The 19,772-nt window shown below is 70.3% G+C and carries 18 protein-coding genes; 13 read left to right on the top strand and 5 right to left on the bottom strand.

What is annotated here, in order from left to right:
• Positions 1 to 12 precede the first annotated feature (12 nt).
• Positions 13 to 927, top strand: coding sequence for a hypothetical protein (locus tag VZQ01_RS31265; protein WP_426745441.1), 915 nt, complete (start codon positions 13 to 15; stop codon positions 925 to 927).
• Between the two features lie 16 nt (positions 928 to 943).
• Here VZQ01_RS31265 and VZQ01_RS31270 read toward each other — a convergent pair whose 3' ends face one another.
• The 3 genes from VZQ01_RS31270 to VZQ01_RS31280 are packed head-to-tail and all read right to left on the bottom strand — an operon-like array spanning position 944 to position 5,302.
• Entirely contained in the window at positions 944 to 1,279 is a 336-nt protein-coding gene (locus VZQ01_RS31270) for a hypothetical protein (protein ID WP_223781910.1), read from the bottom strand.
• A gap of 23 nt (positions 1,280 to 1,302) precedes the next feature.
• On the bottom strand, positions 1,303 to 4,860 hold the full coding sequence (locus VZQ01_RS31275) for a DUF2135 domain-containing protein (RefSeq protein WP_426745442.1): 3,558 nt from the start codon (positions 4,858 to 4,860) through the stop codon (positions 1,303 to 1,305).
• A gap of 58 nt (positions 4,861 to 4,918) precedes the next feature.
• On the bottom strand, positions 4,919 to 5,302 hold the full coding sequence (locus VZQ01_RS31280; protein ID WP_223745299.1) for a hypothetical protein: 384 nt from the start codon (positions 5,300 to 5,302) through the stop codon (positions 4,919 to 4,921).
• A gap of 97 nt (positions 5,303 to 5,399) precedes the next feature.
• Between VZQ01_RS31280 and VZQ01_RS31285 the strand changes: the two genes are divergently transcribed.
• The 5 genes from VZQ01_RS31285 to VZQ01_RS31305 all read left to right on the top strand — a co-directional run bounded on the left by VZQ01_RS31285 (position 5,400) and on the right by VZQ01_RS31305 (position 10,500).
• A complete protein-coding gene (locus VZQ01_RS31285) occupies positions 5,400 to 5,588 on the top strand; it encodes a hypothetical protein (protein ID WP_141332274.1) in 189 nt (62 codons plus the stop codon).
• A gap of 534 nt (positions 5,589 to 6,122) precedes the next feature.
• Positions 6,123 to 6,491: an ATP-dependent DNA helicase gene (locus VZQ01_RS31290; RefSeq protein ID WP_426745443.1), complete on the top strand. Its 369-nt coding sequence runs from the start codon at positions 6,123 to 6,125 to the stop codon at positions 6,489 to 6,491.
• A gap of 80 nt (positions 6,492 to 6,571) precedes the next feature.
• Positions 6,572 to 7,891: a DUF418 domain-containing protein gene (locus tag VZQ01_RS31295; RefSeq protein WP_426745444.1), complete on the top strand. Its 1,320-nt coding sequence runs from the start codon at positions 6,572 to 6,574 to the stop codon at positions 7,889 to 7,891.
• Between the two features lie 37 nt (positions 7,892 to 7,928).
• Entirely contained in the window at positions 7,929 to 9,494 is a 1,566-nt protein-coding gene (locus VZQ01_RS31300; protein ID WP_426745445.1) for a hypothetical protein, read from the top strand.
• Between the two features lie 37 nt (positions 9,495 to 9,531).
• Positions 9,532 to 10,500 (top strand): hypothetical protein, encoded by a 969-nt coding sequence (locus tag VZQ01_RS31305; RefSeq protein WP_426745446.1) that lies wholly within the window; start codon positions 9,532 to 9,534, stop codon positions 10,498 to 10,500.
• 49 nt (positions 10,501 to 10,549) lie between these two features.
• Here VZQ01_RS31305 and VZQ01_RS31310 read toward each other — a convergent pair whose 3' ends face one another.
• Positions 10,550 to 11,176 (bottom strand): LysE family translocator, encoded by a 627-nt coding sequence (locus VZQ01_RS31310; protein ID WP_046715388.1) that lies wholly within the window; start codon positions 11,174 to 11,176, stop codon positions 10,550 to 10,552.
• 355 nt (positions 11,177 to 11,531) lie between these two features.
• Here VZQ01_RS31310 and VZQ01_RS31315 point away from each other — a divergent pair, with 355 nt between their 5' ends.
• Positions 11,532 to 11,933 carry a GFA family protein gene (locus VZQ01_RS31315; protein ID WP_426745448.1) on the top strand — a complete coding sequence of 134 codons (402 nt, stop codon included), beginning with the start codon at positions 11,532 to 11,534 and terminating at the stop codon, positions 11,931 to 11,933.
• Between the two features lie 52 nt (positions 11,934 to 11,985).
• On the opposite strand, the gene VZQ01_RS31320 is transcribed toward VZQ01_RS31315, so the two are convergent.
• Positions 11,986 to 12,549, bottom strand: coding sequence for a nuclear transport factor 2 family protein (locus tag VZQ01_RS31320; protein WP_426745449.1), 564 nt, complete (start codon positions 12,547 to 12,549; stop codon positions 11,986 to 11,988).
• 152 nt (positions 12,550 to 12,701) lie between these two features.
• Here VZQ01_RS31320 and VZQ01_RS31325 point away from each other — a divergent pair, with 152 nt between their 5' ends.
• The 6 genes from VZQ01_RS31325 (at position 12,702) to VZQ01_RS31350 (ending at position 19,768) form a co-directional block, all read left to right on the top strand.
• Positions 12,702 to 13,643, top strand: coding sequence for a LysR family transcriptional regulator (locus VZQ01_RS31325; RefSeq protein ID WP_426745450.1), 942 nt, complete (start codon positions 12,702 to 12,704; stop codon positions 13,641 to 13,643).
• Between the two features lie 123 nt (positions 13,644 to 13,766).
• Positions 13,767 to 15,221: a M28 family metallopeptidase gene (locus tag VZQ01_RS31330; protein WP_426745451.1), complete on the top strand. Its 1,455-nt coding sequence runs from the start codon at positions 13,767 to 13,769 to the stop codon at positions 15,219 to 15,221.
• Between the two features lie 424 nt (positions 15,222 to 15,645).
• Positions 15,646 to 16,206: a gamma-glutamylcyclotransferase gene (locus VZQ01_RS31335; RefSeq protein ID WP_426745452.1), complete on the top strand. Its 561-nt coding sequence runs from the start codon at positions 15,646 to 15,648 to the stop codon at positions 16,204 to 16,206.
• Positions 16,207 to 16,326: 120 nt separating this feature from the next.
• Positions 16,327 to 17,694 (top strand): DNA/RNA non-specific endonuclease, encoded by a 1,368-nt coding sequence (locus VZQ01_RS31340; protein ID WP_426745453.1) that lies wholly within the window; start codon positions 16,327 to 16,329, stop codon positions 17,692 to 17,694.
• A 216-nt stretch (positions 17,695 to 17,910) separates the two neighbouring features.
• Complete coding sequence (locus VZQ01_RS31345) at positions 17,911 to 18,753, top strand: DJ-1/PfpI family protein (RefSeq protein WP_426745454.1); 843 nt, start codon at positions 17,911 to 17,913, stop codon at positions 18,751 to 18,753.
• 232 nt (positions 18,754 to 18,985) lie between these two features.
• Positions 18,986 to 19,768 carry an MbnP family copper-binding protein gene (locus tag VZQ01_RS31350; RefSeq protein WP_426745455.1) on the top strand — a complete coding sequence of 261 codons (783 nt, stop codon included), beginning with the start codon at positions 18,986 to 18,988 and terminating at the stop codon, positions 19,766 to 19,768.
• The last annotated feature ends 4 nt before the right edge of the window (positions 19,769 to 19,772 follow it).

Below are 19,772 nucleotides of genomic sequence, written 5' to 3' on the forward strand. Positions count from 1 at the left end.
GCGGGAGCGGGCGTGTTCCCATTCAAGACGTTGTGGTGTCTGGGGGTGCTTGCGGGGCTCGTCTGGGCGCCCGCCGCCGAGGCGCGCTTCGGCAAGAAAAACACCCCGAGCGACTCGAAGTCGAGCACGCACGACTCCAGCGCGGACCCGGACACGCACGAGGCCTCGGCCATCGGCACCGAGGACGACGATGACGACGGGAAGAAGCCCCGCTCGCGCGACGCGTTCACCGACGATGACTGTTGCTCGGACGAAGGAGACGACGAATCGGGCGGCATCGTGGCGAGCCTGCTCAGCGGGCTGTTCCAGGGCGCCGCCCGGACCATCGCCAACACGGGGACGCACCTGTCGGAGCGGCTCGACCCGGAGACGTCCCAGCCCCTCCTGGCGGGGCGACGGCACGCGGTGCCGCTGTCCTTCCGGCTGAGCGCGCAGCGACTGGTGATGCTCGACGACGTGCGCGGGGTGGACCTGCTCGCGGGGCTGGAAGGCCAGCGCTTCGGGGTGGAGACCCGCATGATGTGGCTGAAGCAGCCCACGGATGACGGCACGCCGGGCGAGGACGACCTCATGCTCGTGTCGGCGCACCTGACGTATGCCTTCGTGGTGCACGACGCGCTCCGCTTGCGCGCGGAGGGCGGCCTGAGCACGGCCCACGCCCCGGACATCACCCTGGCGGGCCCGAGCGTGGCGCTGTCCTTCGAGGCATGTCTGTTCTCCCCGCTGGACTTCGAGGCGCGCGCGCAGCTGACGCCGCTGCCGTTCCTCCAGGTCGACGCCACGGTGGGCCTGGCCCTGCACCTGGGCAGCCTGATGCTGCGCGGCGGCTGGCGCGGCCTGTACCTGGATGACCTGGGGACTGTGGACGGCGTGGCCCACGTGGACAGGATGCACGGCCCCTACTTCGGCGGCGGCTTCACCTTCTGACGGGGACGGCGGGTCGCTAGCGGTGGCCCCGCATCTTCCACCACAGGATTCCCATGAAGCTCTCCGGAGGAGGCTCCGGAGGTGTCATCGGCTCGTCCTCCTCGCGCGTGCGTCGCGCGGGGGGAGGCGGAGGGCGGTGCACGGTGGGCAGGGGCTCCGGGCTGTGCAGCCCGCGCGAGGCGCGATCCAGCGCCTCGGCGAAGGAGCGTCGGGCCACGTCGTTGGATTCGACGCGCTGGGGCCCCGAGACGCGCTCGAGGGCGCGGACGCGGAGGATGGCGTCGGCGCCCTCGACGCGGCGCAGGCCTCCGACGCGACCGATGGGGCCTCGGGGTTTGCGATGGTGACTCATGCCGGACCTCGCGGGGGGAGACGTCAGGGTGGGGGCTGGGTGGCGATGGTCGCCGTCTTCCGGGAGATGAACTCCTCGCGGCGCAGCAGCAGCTTCGCATCCTTCTTCGGGAGGATGCGCAGCTGGAAGCGGCGCTGCGTCGGCTCGTCGACGGAGAACACGTTCCTGTCGCTCACCAGCAGCACGGCCGTGGGCACGGCGAGCTTGGGCGCGCGGTGTCCGTAGAAGTGCACCACGACATGATAGGGCCCTGGCACCAGCTTGCGCGCGTGGTACAGCTCCGGCCCCAGTCCATCGGTGATGTCCCAGTAGAGCTGGCCTCCGAGCCGCGTCTGCTTGTGCTGGTAGTAGCAGCGCTCGCCGTCGGGCTCGATGACCCACAGGTCGATGTCCGTCTGGTCCGAGTTCCAGTGGGTGGTGAGCTGATAGCCGATGGGCGCGCGGGAGAAGGCGTCGCTGTACATGCCCGACGTCCCGGGGCTCCCAAGCTCGGCGAGGCGCGCGCGCAGCTCCTGGACGATGGGCTCCGCGCGCGGGTGTCGCGCCAGCGCGGAGAGCATCCGGCCGTAGTGGTACGTCGCGACCAGGCTCAGCTCACCGGGGTGCCGCGGGAAGGGGCGGGCGAGCAGGATTTCGTAGTTGCGCGCGGCCTCGGCGTAGCGGCCGGCGGCGTCCAGCGCGAGCGCCTCTTCCAGGTAGGCCTGTCCCTCGAAGGTGCGGCTGAGCCGCAGGTGCTCGAACAGCTCCGTCGCCGCGGCGTACTGGCCCAGGGCGAGCAGGCCGTAGCCCACCAGTCGCAGCGCCTCCGGGTCCTTGGGGCGCAGCTCCACGGGGGACGAGAGGGCCCGCACGGCGCCTCCGGTGTCACCCGCGAAGGCGCGCTCCCGGGCGATGCCTTCGTACAGCGTCACATCGTCCCGGTTCTCCCGACGCGCCTTGCGGTACGTGAGCTCCGCGGTGAGGCGGGCCTCGCCGCCCGCGTAGGGCTCGTCGCGCAACGGCTGGCGCGGATGGGTGGGCGCGAGGGCCGCGCGCTGCCGCGTCAGGGCGTCCACCACGGCGCGCCCCGACTTGGGGACGGCGTCCAGGTCCAGCCCCACGAGCGCATCCCGGCGCTGGTCCTGCTCGCGCTTGCGCAGGAGCTCCAGGTCGGTCAGCTCCACGCGCTCGTCGCTCAGGGCGAAGCGCGTGTACTCGGCCGCCGTCTCGAGCACGAGCATGGACGCGCGCGCGTTGGCCAGGTGGTAGTGCTGGCTGAGCGCCACCACCATCCGGTCCAGCCGCACGTCGTCCAGCGCGACGAGTCGGGCGACGAAGAGGTCCGCCCAGGCGCGAGGCGCGAACGCGCTGTTCGTGTCGCGAGGCAGGGGCACCTCGAGCGTCTTCTCCTCCTCGCCCGCGCGGGTGGACACCACGAGCGCCGCGGCCCCGGGCTCCGTCAGCCGCCCGGCCACGAGCAGCTCCTGGCCCGGGAACACCAGGTGCGGGCGGCCCGCGATGACCAGGTCCTTCACCGGCGCGCCCTTCACCTCCACGCGGGAGAGCACGACGGGACTGGCCCGGTGCGCCGTCGCCGCGGCATCCACCTGGGCTCCGGAGAGCACCGACACGCCCCGGCCTCCGCTGGCCCGGGCGAGCGCGTCGAACAGCTCCGTGTTCACCGCGGCCTCACCGAAGCGGTACGTCACCCACCGCAGCGACTCGGCGCTGGTGTGCCGGGAGATGAGGGACTCGACGGTGCTCGGGCCCCACGTGACGTTGCCGTCCGACAGCAGGAGGGCCGTCACGCGCGTGCCGGGCCGGGCGGGCTTGAGCCAGTCAGCGCCGGCACGGTCCAGCTCCGCCAGCATCCCGTCCACGTGCGACGCACCCTCCAGGTACACGCGCTCCAGCTCGGAGAACGTCTCCCGACGGCGGGCGGCGTCGTTCGTCCGCCAGCCCGTGCCGTGCAGCCAGCGGGGGCGCACGTCGAAGAGGAGCACCGCGTACTCCTTCAGCGTGGTGTCCTTCTCCAGGAGCGCGCGCAGGGTGGCGGCCTGGAGCGCCCAGGCGTTCCCGTCCTCGGTGGAGAGGGAGGTGTCCACCACCAGGACGGCGCGCCCGGTGGGCGGGCCCTCGGCCGTCGACGTCAGCTTCGCGGGCAGACGGACGCGGGCATGGAAGGCCTGGCCGGGAAGGCCCGCGTCGTCCTTGCCCACGAGCACGTCCGCGTCGGCGTCCTTCGGCGCGAGCGCGACGGACAGCGCTCCGTCACCCTTCAGCTGGGGCCAGTCATGCACCCGCCACGCGCCGAGCATTCGAGCGCTGCCCTTGGCGTCGGGAGCAACGAGCTCCTGCCGCACCTGCGTCGGGTCCACGTGGACGCGCGCGGACACCTGCACGTCCTTGCCCGCGCCGACGGGGAGGGGCCACGTGTAGCGCAGGTGCTGGCCGTCGTGGATGAGCGTCTGCTCGTAGGCGATGATCACGCGCTTGAGCGAGCGGGGCGGCAGCGGGAAGACGCGCGCGCTGAACGTGGAGGCGCCCGCCCACTCGAGCAGCGCGGGGTCGACGTTGTCGCGGACGATGTCCTCGTAGACCTCGCGGGCGCGCTTCTGCTCGACGACGCGGGCCTCCTGCACCTCGCCCCATGAGCGCTTCGCGCCCTTCGGACTGGGAGGCGCGGCGGCGGTGAGGCGCTCCAGGTCGGCGGTGCCGTCGCCCAGCGCGGGCAGCAGGTCCGAGGACTGGAAGAGGGAAGGGGCGTTCACCGCGACGGCGCCCGAGTAGAGCGCGAAGCCCGCGACGGACGCGCCTCCGGGCAGCGGATAGTAGAAGGTGCCTTCGAGCGCGTGGGGCGTGTCGTTCTCGAAGAGGTGGTCCACCACCGTGCGCGCGCGGGCGCCCTGGATGTACGTGACGACGCGAATCGCGCGGGTCTTCAGCGGCTGGTAGCGGCCGGACTCGTCACGCACCAGGACCTTGGCCGCGCGAGGCGCCGCGTCCACCTTGGGCAACACGGGCGTGGGCAGGTTCGTGGGCGGTGGAGCGCCGTCAGCCCGCTCCTTCTTGGAAGGCTCCTGCGTGAGCTCGCCACCGCCACCGCTGCTCCCGCGGATGACCTGCATGGCTTCACGCGACCGGATGACGGCCTGACGGGCCACGGCGTCCGCTGTTCGCCTTTCGAGGGAGAGGGCTTCCTGGGCCTCTCGGGGCGCGGGTGCGGCGGCGGGAGGCGGGATGGCCGCTCGGAGCGACTGTGGCCTGGGCGGCGCGCCTCCGGGCGCGCCTTCGAGCAGCTCTCCGGTGGTGTCTGGAGGCAAGCCACTCTCGGCCCGCAGGTGGTTCAGCAGGCGCTCCATCGCCTCGTCGTCGAGGAGCGTGGGGTTGGCCAGGGCGTCGCGAAGCTCCGTGACGTCCACCTCACCCGGCTCGATGACACCGGGCACCGTCGCGGGCGCGGTGAGGCCCGCCTTGGCGAAGCTGTCGGGAGTCGTCGCGGGCTGGGGAGCCGAGGGCGGGGCCGTGGAGGCCTTGCGCTCACAACCCACCATGGCGAGGCACAGCAACAGGGCGGCGGCCGACAGTCGCGAGACGCGCATGTCGGGGGACGTTAGCCCAACACCGTGTCACGCGTGGAGGACGCCCTCCGGACGTGTGTCAGTCGAGATACCCCCAGCGGTCCTCCTCGAAGACGTAGTAGGGGCGGCCGAAGGGAAGCCGGTCCGTCCAGCCGAGCACGTGGCGCTGCTGCGTCACGTCATAGGTGAAGCCGAAGTGCGGGCCGTCGAACTTCGCCCGGGGCAGCTCGGGCAGCAGGTCGGGGACGAGCTCGGACAGCGCCTCGGGGAGCCGGCCACGTCGCGCCTCGAACTCGCGACACGCGGCGATGAGCCGCTCGGCGTTCTGCTGGGCCCGCTCACTCCCCGCGCGGTCGGGCCGGAGGGTGACGTACACCGTCGCCGCCAGGGAGACGGTGTTCTGGACGAGCCGCGAGGCGTGGTCCTTCCACTGTCGCAAGGTGCTTCCCAGGTGTGTGCCCATGCCGCCGCCTCCGCTGTGCCGCGCATCATCGCCCGGCGCGCCGTCTTCGTGCGCGGCACTGCCTATCTTTTTCGCGAGGACGACCCAGGAGGACGTGATGCCGGACATCGATGAGCGCCAACGCGCGGGCGACCCCTCGGAGGGCAGGACGGCGCGGGAGACGGGCTACGAGGAGGAGGTGCCCGGGCACACGCCCGGGGTGGCGGAAGGTGATGATGACGAGGCACCCCACCGGGAGCATCCCTTCCCGGACCCGGACAAGACGCCCGGCTGCGCGGAGGGCTGAGCAGCCATTGCCTGCACGATAGGCCCGGTACGGCATCACGTCAGGCGTCTGTCCTGTGTCTTCGCGGCACGAGGTCGCCGAGACTCCGGCGTTTTCGTGCGGGGTGCATGAGGAGTTGAGGCTGAAGCACCTCGGCGCGGTCATCGCGCAACGAGGGCCGACTGCCAGTCACGCGAGGTTGCGGAGGTGCTCAGGCTCCTGCGCGCGCCGGGCGCGAAGGTGCACCGAAGCACCTCGGCGGGCTCCTCGCACGGGGAGGACAGACGGCTGGCGACCCGGTGGTCCTCCGACGCCTCCGTGCGAGATGTGCGGCGATGAGGGCGATGCCTCTCGCGTCGTCCCTCACCGTGAGGAGGTGGATGTATGCGAGGCCGCCGCCAGGACGCAGCGTGGCGCTGTTTCCCATGCCGTCCCGAGTGGCGCCTGGACTCCGTGTGTGCCCTGCCCGGTGCGGGGGACGGAACCTGAATAGACCCGAGGGAGGCGCGTCAGAAGGTACAGAGCGCGGCGCAACCCGCTGCGAAGGAGGTCGTCATGAACAGCAAGCTGATGCGAGTCCTGGTGGTGTGCTCCCTCACGATGGGTTCTCCCGTCCTCGCGCAGTCGGTTCATGGTGCCTCCCCCGTCGCGACGCAGAAGGTGACGGAGTGGGCGGAGGGGCAGCGCAACGTCTCGCGCGCGGACCGTGAGCGTCAGGCCCGACTGGAGCGTGAGCGTGAGGAGCGTGAGCGGCAGGCGCGGTTGGAGCGTGAGCGTCAGGAGCGTGAGCGTCTGGCCCGGCTGGAGCGCGAGCGTCAGGAGCGTGAGCGTCTGGCCCGGCTGGAGCGTGAGCGTCGGGAGCGCGTCGAGTGCGAGCGCCGCGGGTATGGCTGGTGCGCGTCGAACTCGCCGCGCCGGGGGTAGTCGACCTCGGGTCGAGCTGGATGGTGCTCACGTAGCAAGTCCCGGTTGACGACGAACGGGCTCGGGCATCTGCTTGAGCGATGTCCGAGCCCGTTGTCGTTTCCTCGCCGCCCCCCGCCGAGGCTCGCCCGGTGGACGTCGGTGAGCGCGTCACGCTGTTGGATGCCCTGCGAGGCTTTGCCCTCTGCGGTGTGTTCGTCTCCAACAGCGCGGCCTGGTTCAGTGGTCGGGTGTTGATGCCGCCCCAGGAGGCGCGAGCGCTGACGGCGCCGCTCTTCGAGACCGTCATCAACAACCTCTACCTGTTCTTCGTGAACCAGAAGTTCGTGACGCTGTTCTCGTTCCTCTTCGGCCTGGGCTTCAGCATCCAGATGTCCCGCGCGGAGAAGCGGGGCGACTCCATCACCCGGCTCTATGCCCGGCGCCTGCTGGTGCTCCTGGGCCTGGGTCTGTTCCATCAGTACGTCATCTGGGTGGGCGACATCCTGCACACCTACGCGCTGGTGGGCTTCCTGCTCCTGTTGTTCCGCAACGCCTCCAACAGGACGGTGCTCATCTGGGCCGTGCTGTGCATGGCGGTGATACCCAGCACCGTCCAGCTGCTCTCACACCACATCCCGATATGGCTCCACGGCGCGGAGGCCGCGAAGGCCGCGGCGACGGCCACGCGCGCGGCGGAGCTGGCGGCGCGCACGCGCCTGCTGGAGGCGTACTCGAGTGACTCGCTCTGGACGGCGATGCTCGGCGGCATGCTCTTCAACGTGGAGACCTTCCTTCAACCCAACCGCCTCGTCTGGATGAGCTTCGCGCTGGGCCGCTTCCTCTTCGGGCTGCTGGCGGGGCGGCTCTTGCTGCTCCAGGACATCGAGGGCAACCGGCCCGTGCACCACCGCCTGTTGTTCTGGGGGCTCTTCCTCGGCGTCATCGGCAACGGCCTGGGGCTGGTGCTCTGGCGGCTGCGCTCGCTGGGGTTGATGGACCAGATGAGCCGTGACACGTCGATCCTGCTCAACCAGGTGCAGGAGCTCGGCTGCCTCTTCCTGGGCGCGGCCTACGTCGCCATCTTCGCGCTCCTGTCCCGGCGTGGCTGGGTCCAGCGCGTCTTCGCCGTGCTGATGCCCGTGGGCCGCATGGCGCTCACGAACTACCTGATGCAGTCGGTCGTCAGTGTCTTCATCTACAACGGCTGGGGATTGGGGCTCATCACGAAGCTGCCGCCGTCACGCGTCATCTTCCTGTCGCTCGGCATCTTCGCGCTCCAGATTGTCCTCAGCCACCTGTGGCTCTCGCGCTTCCGCTTCGGGCCAGTGGAGTGGCTGTGGCGCTCGCTCACGTATGGCCGTGCCCAGCCCCTCCGGCTGCAAGCGGGCAAGGGGGAGGTGGGGACAGCGGTGTCGTGAACCGCTAGCGTGGGCCCACAAACGGGGAGGTCGTGCCATGACGCTGAAGACACGAGGCGTGGTGCTGATGGGGTCCGCCGTGGGGCTCGTCGCTTGTGGAGGCCCGGGGACGGAAGCCCCGCCACCGCCAGCCGAGACAGCGGGAGTCGTCACCTCCGCCGTGGTGCCAGCGTGCACGGGAACCAACGCCTGGACGACGCTGGGGCATGATGCCCGCCGCTCCTCCACCTCCGACGGCTGTGCGTGGCATCCCTTGCGCAAGCTCTGGGAGTACGCACCGACCGCCGGCGTGGGGCGCACGGTGCAGGGCGTCGAGCGCGTGGTGGCGAACACCGGCGGCGTCTACCTGACGTGGAACTCCAATCCCAACTACGTCGGCTCCGGCGGCAGCCCCGCGCTGGACAAGCTCGCCGTGGACACCGGCGCCAACGTGTGGAGCGTGGACCGCCAGCTCAATGACAACCGGGGCCACTGGCCGACGATGTTCACCTACGAGAAGAACGTGGGCGGCGGTGTCTACGAGGCGAAGGAGGGCATCGTCCGCAACGACGACGGCATCCGGACCTGGAGCCAGCAGTTCGGCGCCAACTACTACTCCGGAGGCACCATCCCCTATGCCGAGTACGAGCAGGCACCCAACGACAGCTGGGGCCAGTCGCTGTCGGACGGCACGCGCCTGTGGGTCTACAACCAGCTCCACTACCACGGCCCCAAGCTGGGCCTGCGCTCCTTCGACAAGCGCGGCAACCTGCTCCTGGAGCTGAACACCTACGGCTACTACGGCGGCACGCGCGTCTTCCCGCAGCACCAGTGGGACACGGCCGAGGATCGGCTGGGCTCCGTCGCCGCGGACGGCGGCTTCATCTACCTGGCCGCCCTCTACAACTTCCAGTGCTCCACCAACTGCTCCGCCACCGAGCCCCGTCCCTTCGCCACGGGCCTGTATGGCTGGGATGTCGCCACGGGCACGGCGCGCTGGCCCCGCGTGGCGCTGGAGCCCGCCAGCCACATCAGCGTGTCGGGCAATCGCATCTATCTGCTGGAGCGGGACCCGGCCACCGGCACCGTGACGTTCAACATCCGCAACGCGGGCTACAACGGCGCCAGCCTCTTCCGCTCCGCGCCGCTCCCCGCCTCGCACCTCACCGGCTTCCAGGCGCCGGTGCTCGTGGCCGGACGGGCCATCTTCGCGGCGCAGGAGACCTCCGGCTCCAACCTGGGCACCGTCCTGTACTCCTTCGACGCGCTCTCCGGCGGCACGCCCCTGACGACCACGCTGACGGGGGTGTATGACGTCGTCGTCCCGTTCTACGGGCGAGACCTGCTGGATTTTTCCACCACGCCCTTCGCGGGCAGGCGCAGCACGAGCATCGCGGCGGCGTCGGGGACGAAGGACGACTCGGGCGTGAGCATCCCCACGCTGGTCATCACCTCGCGCACCGGGCTGCATGTCGTCGCCGTCTCCACGTTGTCGACCTTGTGGAGCGCCACCAAGCTGTCGCTGGTGGGCACGTCGGACGGGGGCGCGCTGCGGGACCCGGTCATCGTGAAGGACCGTGTCTACGTGGTGGACCGGAACAAGGTATACGCGTTGGGGCTATAGCCGAGGCGCTGACGCCCAGGCTGGAGTGAGAGGAAGCATGATGCGAGGGTGGCTGTTGCTGGGGCTCTGTGTCTCCACGCAGGCGTGGGCGCAGGACTATCGGGCGTGCAAGGAGCTGTTCGTGTCCCCGCTGGCGGCGAAGGTCGAGTCGACCAACGCCAGCGGCTCCGCGTGGGACGAAGGCTCCTCGGCGGACCCGGAGCTGACCGCGATGGCGGTCGACGTGGAGGGCGCCTCGCCCGTCGTCATCGGCCCGAAGCAGGAGGACGCCAGCGTCCTCCTGTGGAACAGCCTCTTCCTGGAGGAGACGCGCTCGGGGGCCTGGCTCCCGGTGGGCGTGGGCGGCTCACTGCACCTGCTGCTCACCGACTCGGACGAGGGGCCCTCGGACTTCATCGGGGCCTTCTCCGTCACCGTCCCCGAGTCCCTGGCGCAGACGGGCACCGCGTTCATCCTCACCTCGTCCACGGGCACGCAGCAGATGCCGCTGACGCTGCGAGTCTCCGCGACGGATGGCAAGCGCACCTGCGCGGGCCTGGAGAAGGCCGGGCCCGTGCGCTACGAGCTGCCCGCGCCCATGTTCACCGCGCGGGTGGACAACGGCCTCTTCGAGAAGATTCGGGGCGCGCAGCGCTGCAAGGCCGGGAGCACCCAGCGCGAGTGCAAGCCGGAGAGCTACGACGTGCTCTACACGCCGGAGCTCCTGGAGGACACCTGGGTGACGCTCGTGTCCGGAGGCCCCTTCGCTGGTACCCCGGGGAAGTTCTTCGCGGTGGCGTTCGGCATCGAGCCCGCGCGCCGTCAGGTGGCCTACGTGGGCCGCTGCGACGCGGCGAAGAAGGCCCCCGCGCTGGGGGAGACCCTGGCCTGCGTCCTGGGCAACAAGGCCACCCTCATCAGCCTGGAGAAGGGCAAGCCCAAGACGCGCGCGGCCACCGCGCGGGAGCTGGAGGCGCTGAAGGAGCCGCCCGCGGACGCGCCCGCCGAGTCGACGCCGTCGCCCTGAGAGGACGTCCGGCACGGCGCCCCGGGGCCGAGGGCGCCGTGCGTGGGCCTCAGGCCGGCGGACGCATCGTGATGAGCACCACGCCGATGCCGATGAGCGCCAGGCCCGACAGCCGCTCCCGCCAGACCTGGGCGCGCGGTGAGCTGGAGACGCGGCCTCCGGCGACGCCCAGCCAGGCGTACCCGGCCAGCACCGGCACCTCCACCACGATGCAGGAGACGCCGTACACGGTGAACTGCAGCCCCGCGTGAGGGCCCGGCTGGACGAACTGCGGCAGCAGCGAGCCGAAGAACAGGATGGACTTGGGGTTGGCGAGCTGCTTGGCGAAGCCCTGCACGAAGGCGCCCTGCCACAGGGGCGGCTTGGGGCGCTCGGCCAGCGTGAGGCTCTGCTTCGCGGCCCACAACGTGCTCACGCCCAGGTAGACGAGGTAGGCGGCGCCCGCGTAGCGGATGGCGTTGAAGGCGATTCGCGAGGTGGCCAGCGCGGCGCCCAGGCCCGCCACGGAGACGAGGAAGTACACGGCGTTGCCGGCCTGGATGCCCAGCGTCGCGCTCATCCCCGCCCGGAAGCCCCGCGACATCGCTTGCGAGACCACCAGCAAGACGGCGGGTCCCGGAGTGATGGCGAAGAGCGCCATCGTCAGCGTGAAGGTGGCCCAGAGCGTGAGGTCCATGAGGTCGGGTGCGCGCGGCCGGAGAGTAGCTCCGGACTGTCCGTGCCGGGGCACGGACGCGGTGGGGTGGGCGCGCATGACGAGCGCTCGGGCGCCCGGTCCTCCGTCGGATGTCGGACGTGCCGCCCCGGGCCTCGTCGACGGTATGCGACGCTCGCGCGGCGGGTCGTTGGCGTGACGACGTCCCGGATGTCGCCCTCGTGGAGGAGGGCGCGGTCGGGCGAAATCCGGCCGTGGCCCGGGCGCCGTCTCGTGCTCTGCTTCTCCGGAACGGAAAAGCCCCCACGAGAGGGGGCTGGCGGCGGGGCTCTCGGGAGGGAGGGGCTCGTGGCTGGGGCCATGAGGAGCGTCACTCGTGAAGAAGACGTACGTCGGCGGCTGTCACTGTGGAGCGGTCCGGTACGAAGCGGATGTCGACCTGAGCCAGGGCACCTACAAGTGCAACTGCTCCATCTGCACCAAGGCGCGGCTGTGGCAATCCGTCATCGGCCCCGAGGACTTCCGGCTCCTGGCCGGTGAGTCCGCGCTCACCGAGTACCAGTCCCGCACCAGGCAGCTCCATCACCTGTTCTGCAAGCACTGCGGCGTGCACGCGTTCGGCTGGGGCGACGACACGGAGCTGGGCAAGTACTACACCATCAAGGTCAACTGCCTGGACGACGTGGACGTGGACGAGCTGATGCGCTCGCCCATCACCTACGTCAACGGACGCGACGACGACTTCACGAAGCCCCCGGCCGAGGTCCGTCACCTCTGAGCCGAGCCCGTCGCCCAGCCTCAGAGCGCCACGCGCGGTGTCGCCGCGGCGCTCATCGCGCATCTCCCGTGGGGGTGCCGAGCTCCTCTTCGTAGCGGAACTCGAAGGTCCTCCGGGCGAAGCGCCACTGGCCGTCCTGCTTCACGAGCTGGTCGGAGTAGGTGCCCACCACCCGCAGGTCCTTGCCCGTCTGCCTGACGCGGAGGACCTCGTCCAGGGTGGAGCGCGCGGTGGCCCGCTCGGGGCCCTGCACGTGGACGACGATGGGCGTGACGCTCATGACGCGCAGCTCGACGCGCGCGGTATTGCCCGTCATGCCCTCTCGGATGGCGTTGCGTCCCTCGAACGTCCAGCCCATGGGCGGCGCGGCCTTCACCTCCCAGACCGCGTCCTCGGTGAAGAGCGACTCCATGGTCTGCCAGTCCTGATGGTTGGCCGCGTCCGCGAAGCGCTCGATGAGCGAGCGCACCGCGAGGTGCTCGACGGGATACGCCTCGACGTTCGATGTGCTCGGAGACGTGGACCGGGAAGCCAAGGGGCCGCCCGTCGTCGAGCCCGCGCAGCCGAGCAGGGTGACGAGGAGCGCCGCGAGTGACGTGCGCAGGTGACGATTCATGGTGTCCATCCATCCTTCGGGTCGGTGTTCCTCCCGGCGCGCGAGCCAGACCCGGACCTCGCGGCGGGGTGTTCCGTCACGCGAAGATGCGAGCTGGCTTCGATTCAGTCGAACGCGTTGTTCCGGAGGCAGTGTTAAGGCAGGCTGAATCGATGCCGAGCCCGCTCGTGGAGACACGTCACCTCTTGTTGCTCGCCGCGATCGAGGAGCTGGGCAGCCTCAACGCCGCCGCACGCAAGCTCCACCTGTCTGCCTCCGCGTTGAGCCAGCAACTGCGGGAGCTGGAGGACCGGCTCGGGGGGCCGCTGTTCCATCGTCAGTGGCGACGGCTGGAGCCGACCTCCGCGGGCAGGCGTCTCACCGAGGCCGCGCGCTCGGTGCTGAGCGAGCTCGTCCGGGCCGAGGCGGAGACGCGGGAGCTGTTGAGCGGCGCCAGCGGCACGCTCCGGGTGGCGACCGCGTGTCTGCAGTCCTACCGTTGGCTGCCGGAGCTCCTGCGCGGCTTCTCCCGGGACTGGCCCGGGCTGGAGGTCACCATCGTCGCCGAGGCGGGGGAGGCGCCCACCGAGTGGTTGCTGTCGCGCAGGCTCGACGTCGCGCTCGTGGCCGGTGAGGCCCGGCCCGGTCCCCGCATCCAGGTGGAGCCGCTCTTCCGGGACGAGCTGGTCGCCGTGGTGGGCCGGGAGCATGCGTGGGCCACCTCGCGTCGCAAGGAGGTGGAGGTCCGGGCCCTCGCGGAGGAGCACGTCTGGGTCGATGAGGGCGCGCTCGCGGCGCACACGCCGCTGGGCCGGGCGCTCGCGAAGGCGGGCAACCTCTCGCCACGCAAGGCGACGCTCATCCCCATGACGGGGGGCGTGGCACTGGAGATGGTCCGCGCCAACCTGGGCGTCACCGTGCTGCCCCAGTGGGCCGTGGCGCCGTGGCTCTCGGAGGGGGGGCTGCACGCGGTGCGAGTCGGCCCTCGGGGCCTCTGGCTGGACTGGGCGGTGGCGACCCGGGCAGGGGAGCGGGAGCCGGCGCTGAGCGCCTTCGTGGACGCCCTGCGCGCCCACCACCCTGGTCCCCGGGGCCGGATGATCCGCCGCCGCTGAAACATGTGTTGATACAACCCTCTGAAATCACGGTGAAGTGAGGTCTCCTCGCAACCTGGAGGCACACTGTGGCGATAATCCCGAGGCGCGCCATTCACGCTCTCCATCGGGATCCCCCAAACCATGGCCTCGAAGATCAGCGACACGCCTCGCCCCCTGCCCACCGCGTCGTCGCGAGCCCCGGCCGCGAAGGCCCCTCCGCCGCCCGAGAACAAGGCGAAGGCGCCCGACTTGAGCTGGAACAAGGACCGCTTCGAGACCGGCTCCACCCAGCCGCTGCCCCGCCTCCCCGCGCCCCAGCTGCCGGCTCCGCTGCCGCAGCTGCCGGCCCCGGTGCCCCAGCCGCTGCCGCAGCTGCCGGCGCCCGTGCCCCCGCCTCCGTGCCAGGGCCCGGTGGAGCCCACGCCGGAGACGCCCACCGAGCCCACGCCGAACGTGGCGGACTCGGACCCGATGACGCACATCGCGTACCTGGCCTCGGACGAGCTGCAGGGGCGTGACAGCCCGTCGCCCGGGCTCGACGCGGCCTCCGCCTACGTGCAGGCCCACGTCGAGAAGTACGGCCTCGTGGGCCCCAACGTGAACAGCCCCGAGAACCCGTTCCAGCAGCGCTTCGACGTGTTCTCGTTCCTGGGCAACACGGACGAGAACCACGTGCACGGCGGCGAGGAGCACAAGGCGCACAAGGAGTTCGGCCACAAGCTCTTCGAGGAGGGCTTCTACCTGGAGGAGGGCATGCCCCAGGAGACGCTGGCCATGCTCAACAAGAAGTACGAGAGCGCGATGAAGGCCGAGGGCCAGCCGCTCACGCCGGCGCGCAACGGCGGCCTGCGCGGCGTCGAGGAGCTGCGCGCGCTGGCGACGGAGTCCGGGCAGGCGGTCAACACCATGGCGCTCCTGCCGGGCTCGGGTCCGCACAAGGACGAGGTCATCGTGGTGATGGCCCACCTGGACCACGTGGGAACGGACCGTCGGGGCAACGTCCACAACGGCGCGGACGACAACGCGTCCGGCAGCGCGGTGTTGATGGCGGCGGTGCCGGAGCTGGCCGAGGCCGCCAAGCGCGGCGAGCTGGACCGCTCCGTGCTCTTCATCTGGACGGGCGCGGAGGAGAAGGGCCTGGTCGGCTCGCAGTACTTCGTGGACCACCCGATTCCGGGCCTGGGCACCGAGCAGATCACCGGCGTCATCAACGTGGACATGGTGGGCCGCTGGGATGACCAGCGCCTGTCCGTCGTCGACACGGACCGTCGCGGGCAGGCGAACTACTTCCGCGACGTGGTGGAGCAGGCCAACGCGCAGCTGCCGGACCCGTTCGACCGCATCAACCGTGACATCAACATGTACCGGGACCGTCAGGACGGCGCCGTCTTCGGCCGCAAGGGCGAGGACGTGCTCTTCCTCTTCGAGGGCCTGTCCAACCCGAAGGGCGGCGGCGACCTCATCCCCGAGTACCACGAGCCCGAGGACGACATCGACCTCATCCTCCGCGACAACGGTGGCGAGAAGCCCCGTCGCGTGAAGGACCTGATGGTCAACGTCATCGAGCTCGCCGCGAACCGCACGACCGAGGAGTAGCCCTCCTTGCCTCGTCCCGGAGGGCGTCGTCGCTGACGCCCTCCGCACGGTGGCGCACTCGCCCAGTGGTGCTCCGGAATGCGTCGTCGCTGACGCCCTCCGCCCGGTAGTGCGCTCGCCCAGTGGTGCTCCGGAATGCGTCGTCGCTGACGCCCTCGCCCGGTCGCGCGCTCGCCAGGTGTGGCCCAGGAAGGCGTCGTCGCTGATGCCCTCGCCCGGTGGCGCGCTCGCCAAGTGTAGCCCCGGAATGCGTCGTCGCTGACGCCCTCCGCCCGGTAGTGCGCTCGCCCGGTGTTGCGCCGGAATGCGTCGTCGCTGCGGGCCCACGACCCTGGCGCTCACCCCACCAGGCTTCGCGCCCGACGCCCCGGCCCACACCCACGGGGGCTTGTCCCGGGGCCTCGCCCCGTCGAGACTCGACACCATGCCCGCCGCCACGCCCTCGCCGCGCTCCTGGTTCGCCTACTCCGTCGACCTGTCCCCGGTGACGGCGCGTGAGCGCCTGTCGGGGCTGCCGGCCCTGCCCTCGCTGCCGGACGGAGAGTTGGTCGAGGCACTGGACGTGGACCTCGTCTACGACGTGCCCTCGCTGGCCTGGGGCGGCAAGGTGGCCCGGCTGGTGGATGCCCCGGGCAAGAAGCTCCCCGGCGTGCTGCGCCGCCTCTCCCCGGAGGCCTGGGACGCGGTGAGCCGGCTGGAGTCGGTGATCGCCGAGGCCTCCACCTCCCGCCCCGTCAAGGTGCGCACCGCCACCGGCGCGCTGCTCTCCGCCCACGCCTTCACGCCCCCACCCAGGGCCACCCCCGCCCCCCAGGGCCCCATCAGCGAGGCCTTCCTCGTCACGCTGGCCCTGGCCGCCGAGCGCGCGGGGCTCGCCGCCGACTACGTCGAGCGCCTCCAGGCCGAGGCGCAAATCGTCGGCACGCTCCAGCAGGCGAAGGCGGACGCACGCACCGTCCAGGCGTCCCAGGGCAAGAAGCCCTAGTCACGACTTCGTGACAGAAATGTGGGCCCATGACGCAACCGGGCACCGTGTCAGGCCGACGATAGAGATGCCGGGCCTCACTCCGCGCCAGCCCCTGGTCGGCCCAAGGAAGTCACCCCCATGACGACGCTGCGACCCACTTCTCGTGCCAGCACCCCGTCGCCCTCGGTGTCCACCGAGTCCGCGCCCGTCAATGGCCTCAAGGCCCAGGACACCAGCGCCTGGGCTCGCTCCAGCGCCCGCGAGGTCTCCATCACCGAGCTGCAGACCAAGTTCGGCTGGACGGACCAGAGCTGGGAGGCGGGCCTGCTGAAGGCCGCGGACCAGGCGGGCACCAAGACGCGCGGGGGCAACGGCAAGGTCTCCGCGGCCGAAATCCAGGCCTACCTCACCGCCCCCACCGACGGTCGCTACCTCACCTCCACCGCGCTCCAGCAGGGCCGCGCCGCGCTCGACACGAAGCTCACCGAGGCCGGCGGCTCCGTGAAGGTGGATGCCTTCGATTCGAAGTGGCAGGACGGGCTCGCGAAGCGGGCCGACCTGCTGGGGGGCAACGGCGACGGCAAGGTCAGCCAGGAAGAGCTCGCGGCCTACATCACGAAGTCCAAGGCCAACCAGGTGGACGGCACGAAGTGGGTGCCCGACCAGCAGATGGCCGCCTTCCAGAGCCGCGTCGCGGAGGCCGCTGGTGAGGTGGACCCGCTGCGCCCCAAGGGTGGCGCGGGCAAGGGCCTGGAGATGGTGAAGCAGTACTCGCGGCTGATGCTGGACGAGGGCAAGAACCTGCCCACCTTCGTCAGCCACATGCTCTCCGCCGCGGACATCCACGAGACGCCCGTGGAGGTGAACCGCAACAAGAGCACCTTCGTGAGAGACCCGTCGCTGCCGCTCACGGGCATCACCGACTCGGACTACAACAACACCGGCTTCGACCGCGGACACATGAAGCCCGCGGAGGACTCGCCCACGCAGGAGGCGATGAACGAAAGCCACCAGATGACCAACATCGCGCCCCAGTACGGCAACCACAACCAGCAGGTGTGGCGCACGTTGGAGAAGGCCATCCACGGCCTGGTGGAACAGACGGGCGGCAAGGCCTACATCGTGACGGGCAACCTGTTCCTGGACGACAAGGGCAAGCCCCTGCCGAAGGACCAGGTGGACACCACGGGCGCGAAGGACCGGAAGATCGCCGTCCCCACGCACAACTTCAAGACGGTGCTGCTGGAGCTGCCCAACGGCAACCTGACGATGTTCGCGTACATGGTGCCGAACCTGAAGGACGGCCCCTCGAAGAAGGAAGCCATCGTGCCGCTGCTGGAGGACGCGCGCGTGCCGGTGGACCGCATCGAGCAGCTGCTCGGCCAGGACCTGTACGCCCAGCTCCCCAAGGGCATCCAGAACCAGTTGGAGAAGGACTCGAAGGCCCCCGGTGCGTTCCAGCTCGAGGGCAGCAAGTACGAGTCCATGACGCTCTTGACCCACTGAGCCTCTTTCGCCGGCGCGGGCTCACCCCGAGACGGCCCTTCGCACCGCCAGACGTCGCGGCTGGCGCGGGGTGGACTCGCCTCGCTCCGAAATGGCCCACGAGCATGATGCAAGTGAATGGCGGATGACGCTTGTCGTTGTCGCCTGCGGCAACAAGACGCAGCAGGTGTCTTGCCTGGTTCGGCAAGATGAAGCGCCATGAAACCACTTCATGCCGTGCTTCCAGCCCTCTGGTTGGCCTCTGCTGCGATCGCCGCCGAACCCACGGCGCCCCAGGCTCGGCCGAAGCTTCCCATCTCCGTGGCTTTCGTGCTCGCGGCCGGCGCCGAGGTGGTCGACTTCACGGGGCCCTGGGGGGTGTTCGAATATGTGACGGTGCCTGGCGGCTCGGGAAGTCCGTACAAGCTCTTCACGGTGGCGGACGCGACGCGTCCGTTGAAGGTCTCGGGCGGGCTCACCGTGGTGCCTGATTTCAGTTTTGCCAATGCCCCCATGCCCGACGTGGTCGTCGTCCCTGCCATCGAGGGGAATCCCTCGCCCGCGATGCTGGCCTGGCTCAAGAAGGTCGGCGCTCGCGCGGAGTTGACGATGTCTGTTTGCACCGGCGCCTTCGTGCTCGCGGCGGCGGGCATCCTCGACGGCAAGCAGGCAACCACACATCATTCGGCCCTGGGGCTGCTCGCGGCCAACCACCCGACCATCGCGGTCAAGCGCGGCGCCCGCTTCGTGGACTCCGGCAAGGTCGCGACCGCGGGTGGGCTCACCTCGGGCATCGACCTGGCGCTGCATGTGGTGGGGCGCACCTTCGGGCGCGAGGTCGCGGAAGCGACTGCCAAACAGCTCGAGTACCAGGGGACTGGCTGGAAGGACCCCGCGAGCAACGCGGCCTTCGCGAAGCGGCCCGTGTCCACGGCGGAGCACCCGCTGTGCCCGGTTTGTGAAATGGAGGTGGACCCGAAGCGTGCGCCGTCGCTCGACCATGAAGGACAGCACTATGGGTTCTGTTCGGAGGGCTGCAAGACGGCGTTCCAGAAGGCGCCGAAGTTCTTCGAGTGGTGAGCACGGACGCTCGAGTTGTTGATGTAGGCGTGGCGCGCAGGCTCTCGGCAGCAGGAATCCAGACGTCCCCAAGCGCTGTGACAACTTGCCACGTTTCCGGCCTGGCGGGATTGGGGTACGCGGAATCCATCCTCGGTCCACGGAGTCCGCCATGTCTGTCCGTTCTGCTGCACGTCTCCTGCCATTCGCACTGTTGGGCGCCCTGGGGTGTGGCGAGGATGAAGCACCTCGCGTGGACATCGTCATCCCCTTCGAGGCGCGTGTGGGAAGCGAGTCCTTCTCCTGTGAGCGGACCTATACCGGGCTGGGGTCGACGCGGACGACGTATGAGCCCTTCGAGTTCCGGCTGTTCGTCCACGACATCCGGCTCGTCACGTCGAGCGGAGCCGAGGTGCCGTTGGAGCTGACGCAGGATGGGCAGTGGCAGCATGAGGGCACGGCGCTTCTCGACTTCGCGGACAAGTCGGGGCTGTGCACGCAGGGGACCGCGGCGACGAACCGACGCATCGTGGGCACAGCTCCGGGAGGCTCGTACACGGGGCTCCGCTTCAAGCTGGGAGTGCCGGAGAGCATGAACCACCTGGACGTGTCCACGGCGCCTGCTCCGCTGGGCGACACGAGCCTCCACTGGAACTGGCGCACCGGCTACCTCTTCGTTCGCATCGAGGGACGCACGACGGGGCTGCCAGGGGGGCACTTCACGCATCTGGGCAGCACCGACTGCGCCCCTCCCCCGGAAGGCCAGACGAATGGCTCGGCGGGTTGTACTTACGGCAACCGGCCTGAGATCGCCCTGGACTCCCTGGACTTCAAGACGGGCAAGGTGGTGTTGGACCTGGCCACGCTCTTCGAGGGCGCCAATCTGGACGTGAACGCGGCAGTGCCCAACACCTCCATGGGCTGCATGTCGCACCAGACCGACCCCGACTGCAGGGAGATCTTCGCTCACCTGGGGTTGCGGCATCAGTCGCAGCTCGCGGCCCCGGGCCCCCAGACGTTCATCCGAGCGGAGTAGGGAG

The organism is Myxococcus faecalis (assembly GCF_050039385.1).
Classification (GTDB): domain Bacteria; phylum Myxococcota; class Myxococcia; order Myxococcales; family Myxococcaceae; genus Myxococcus; species Myxococcus fulvus.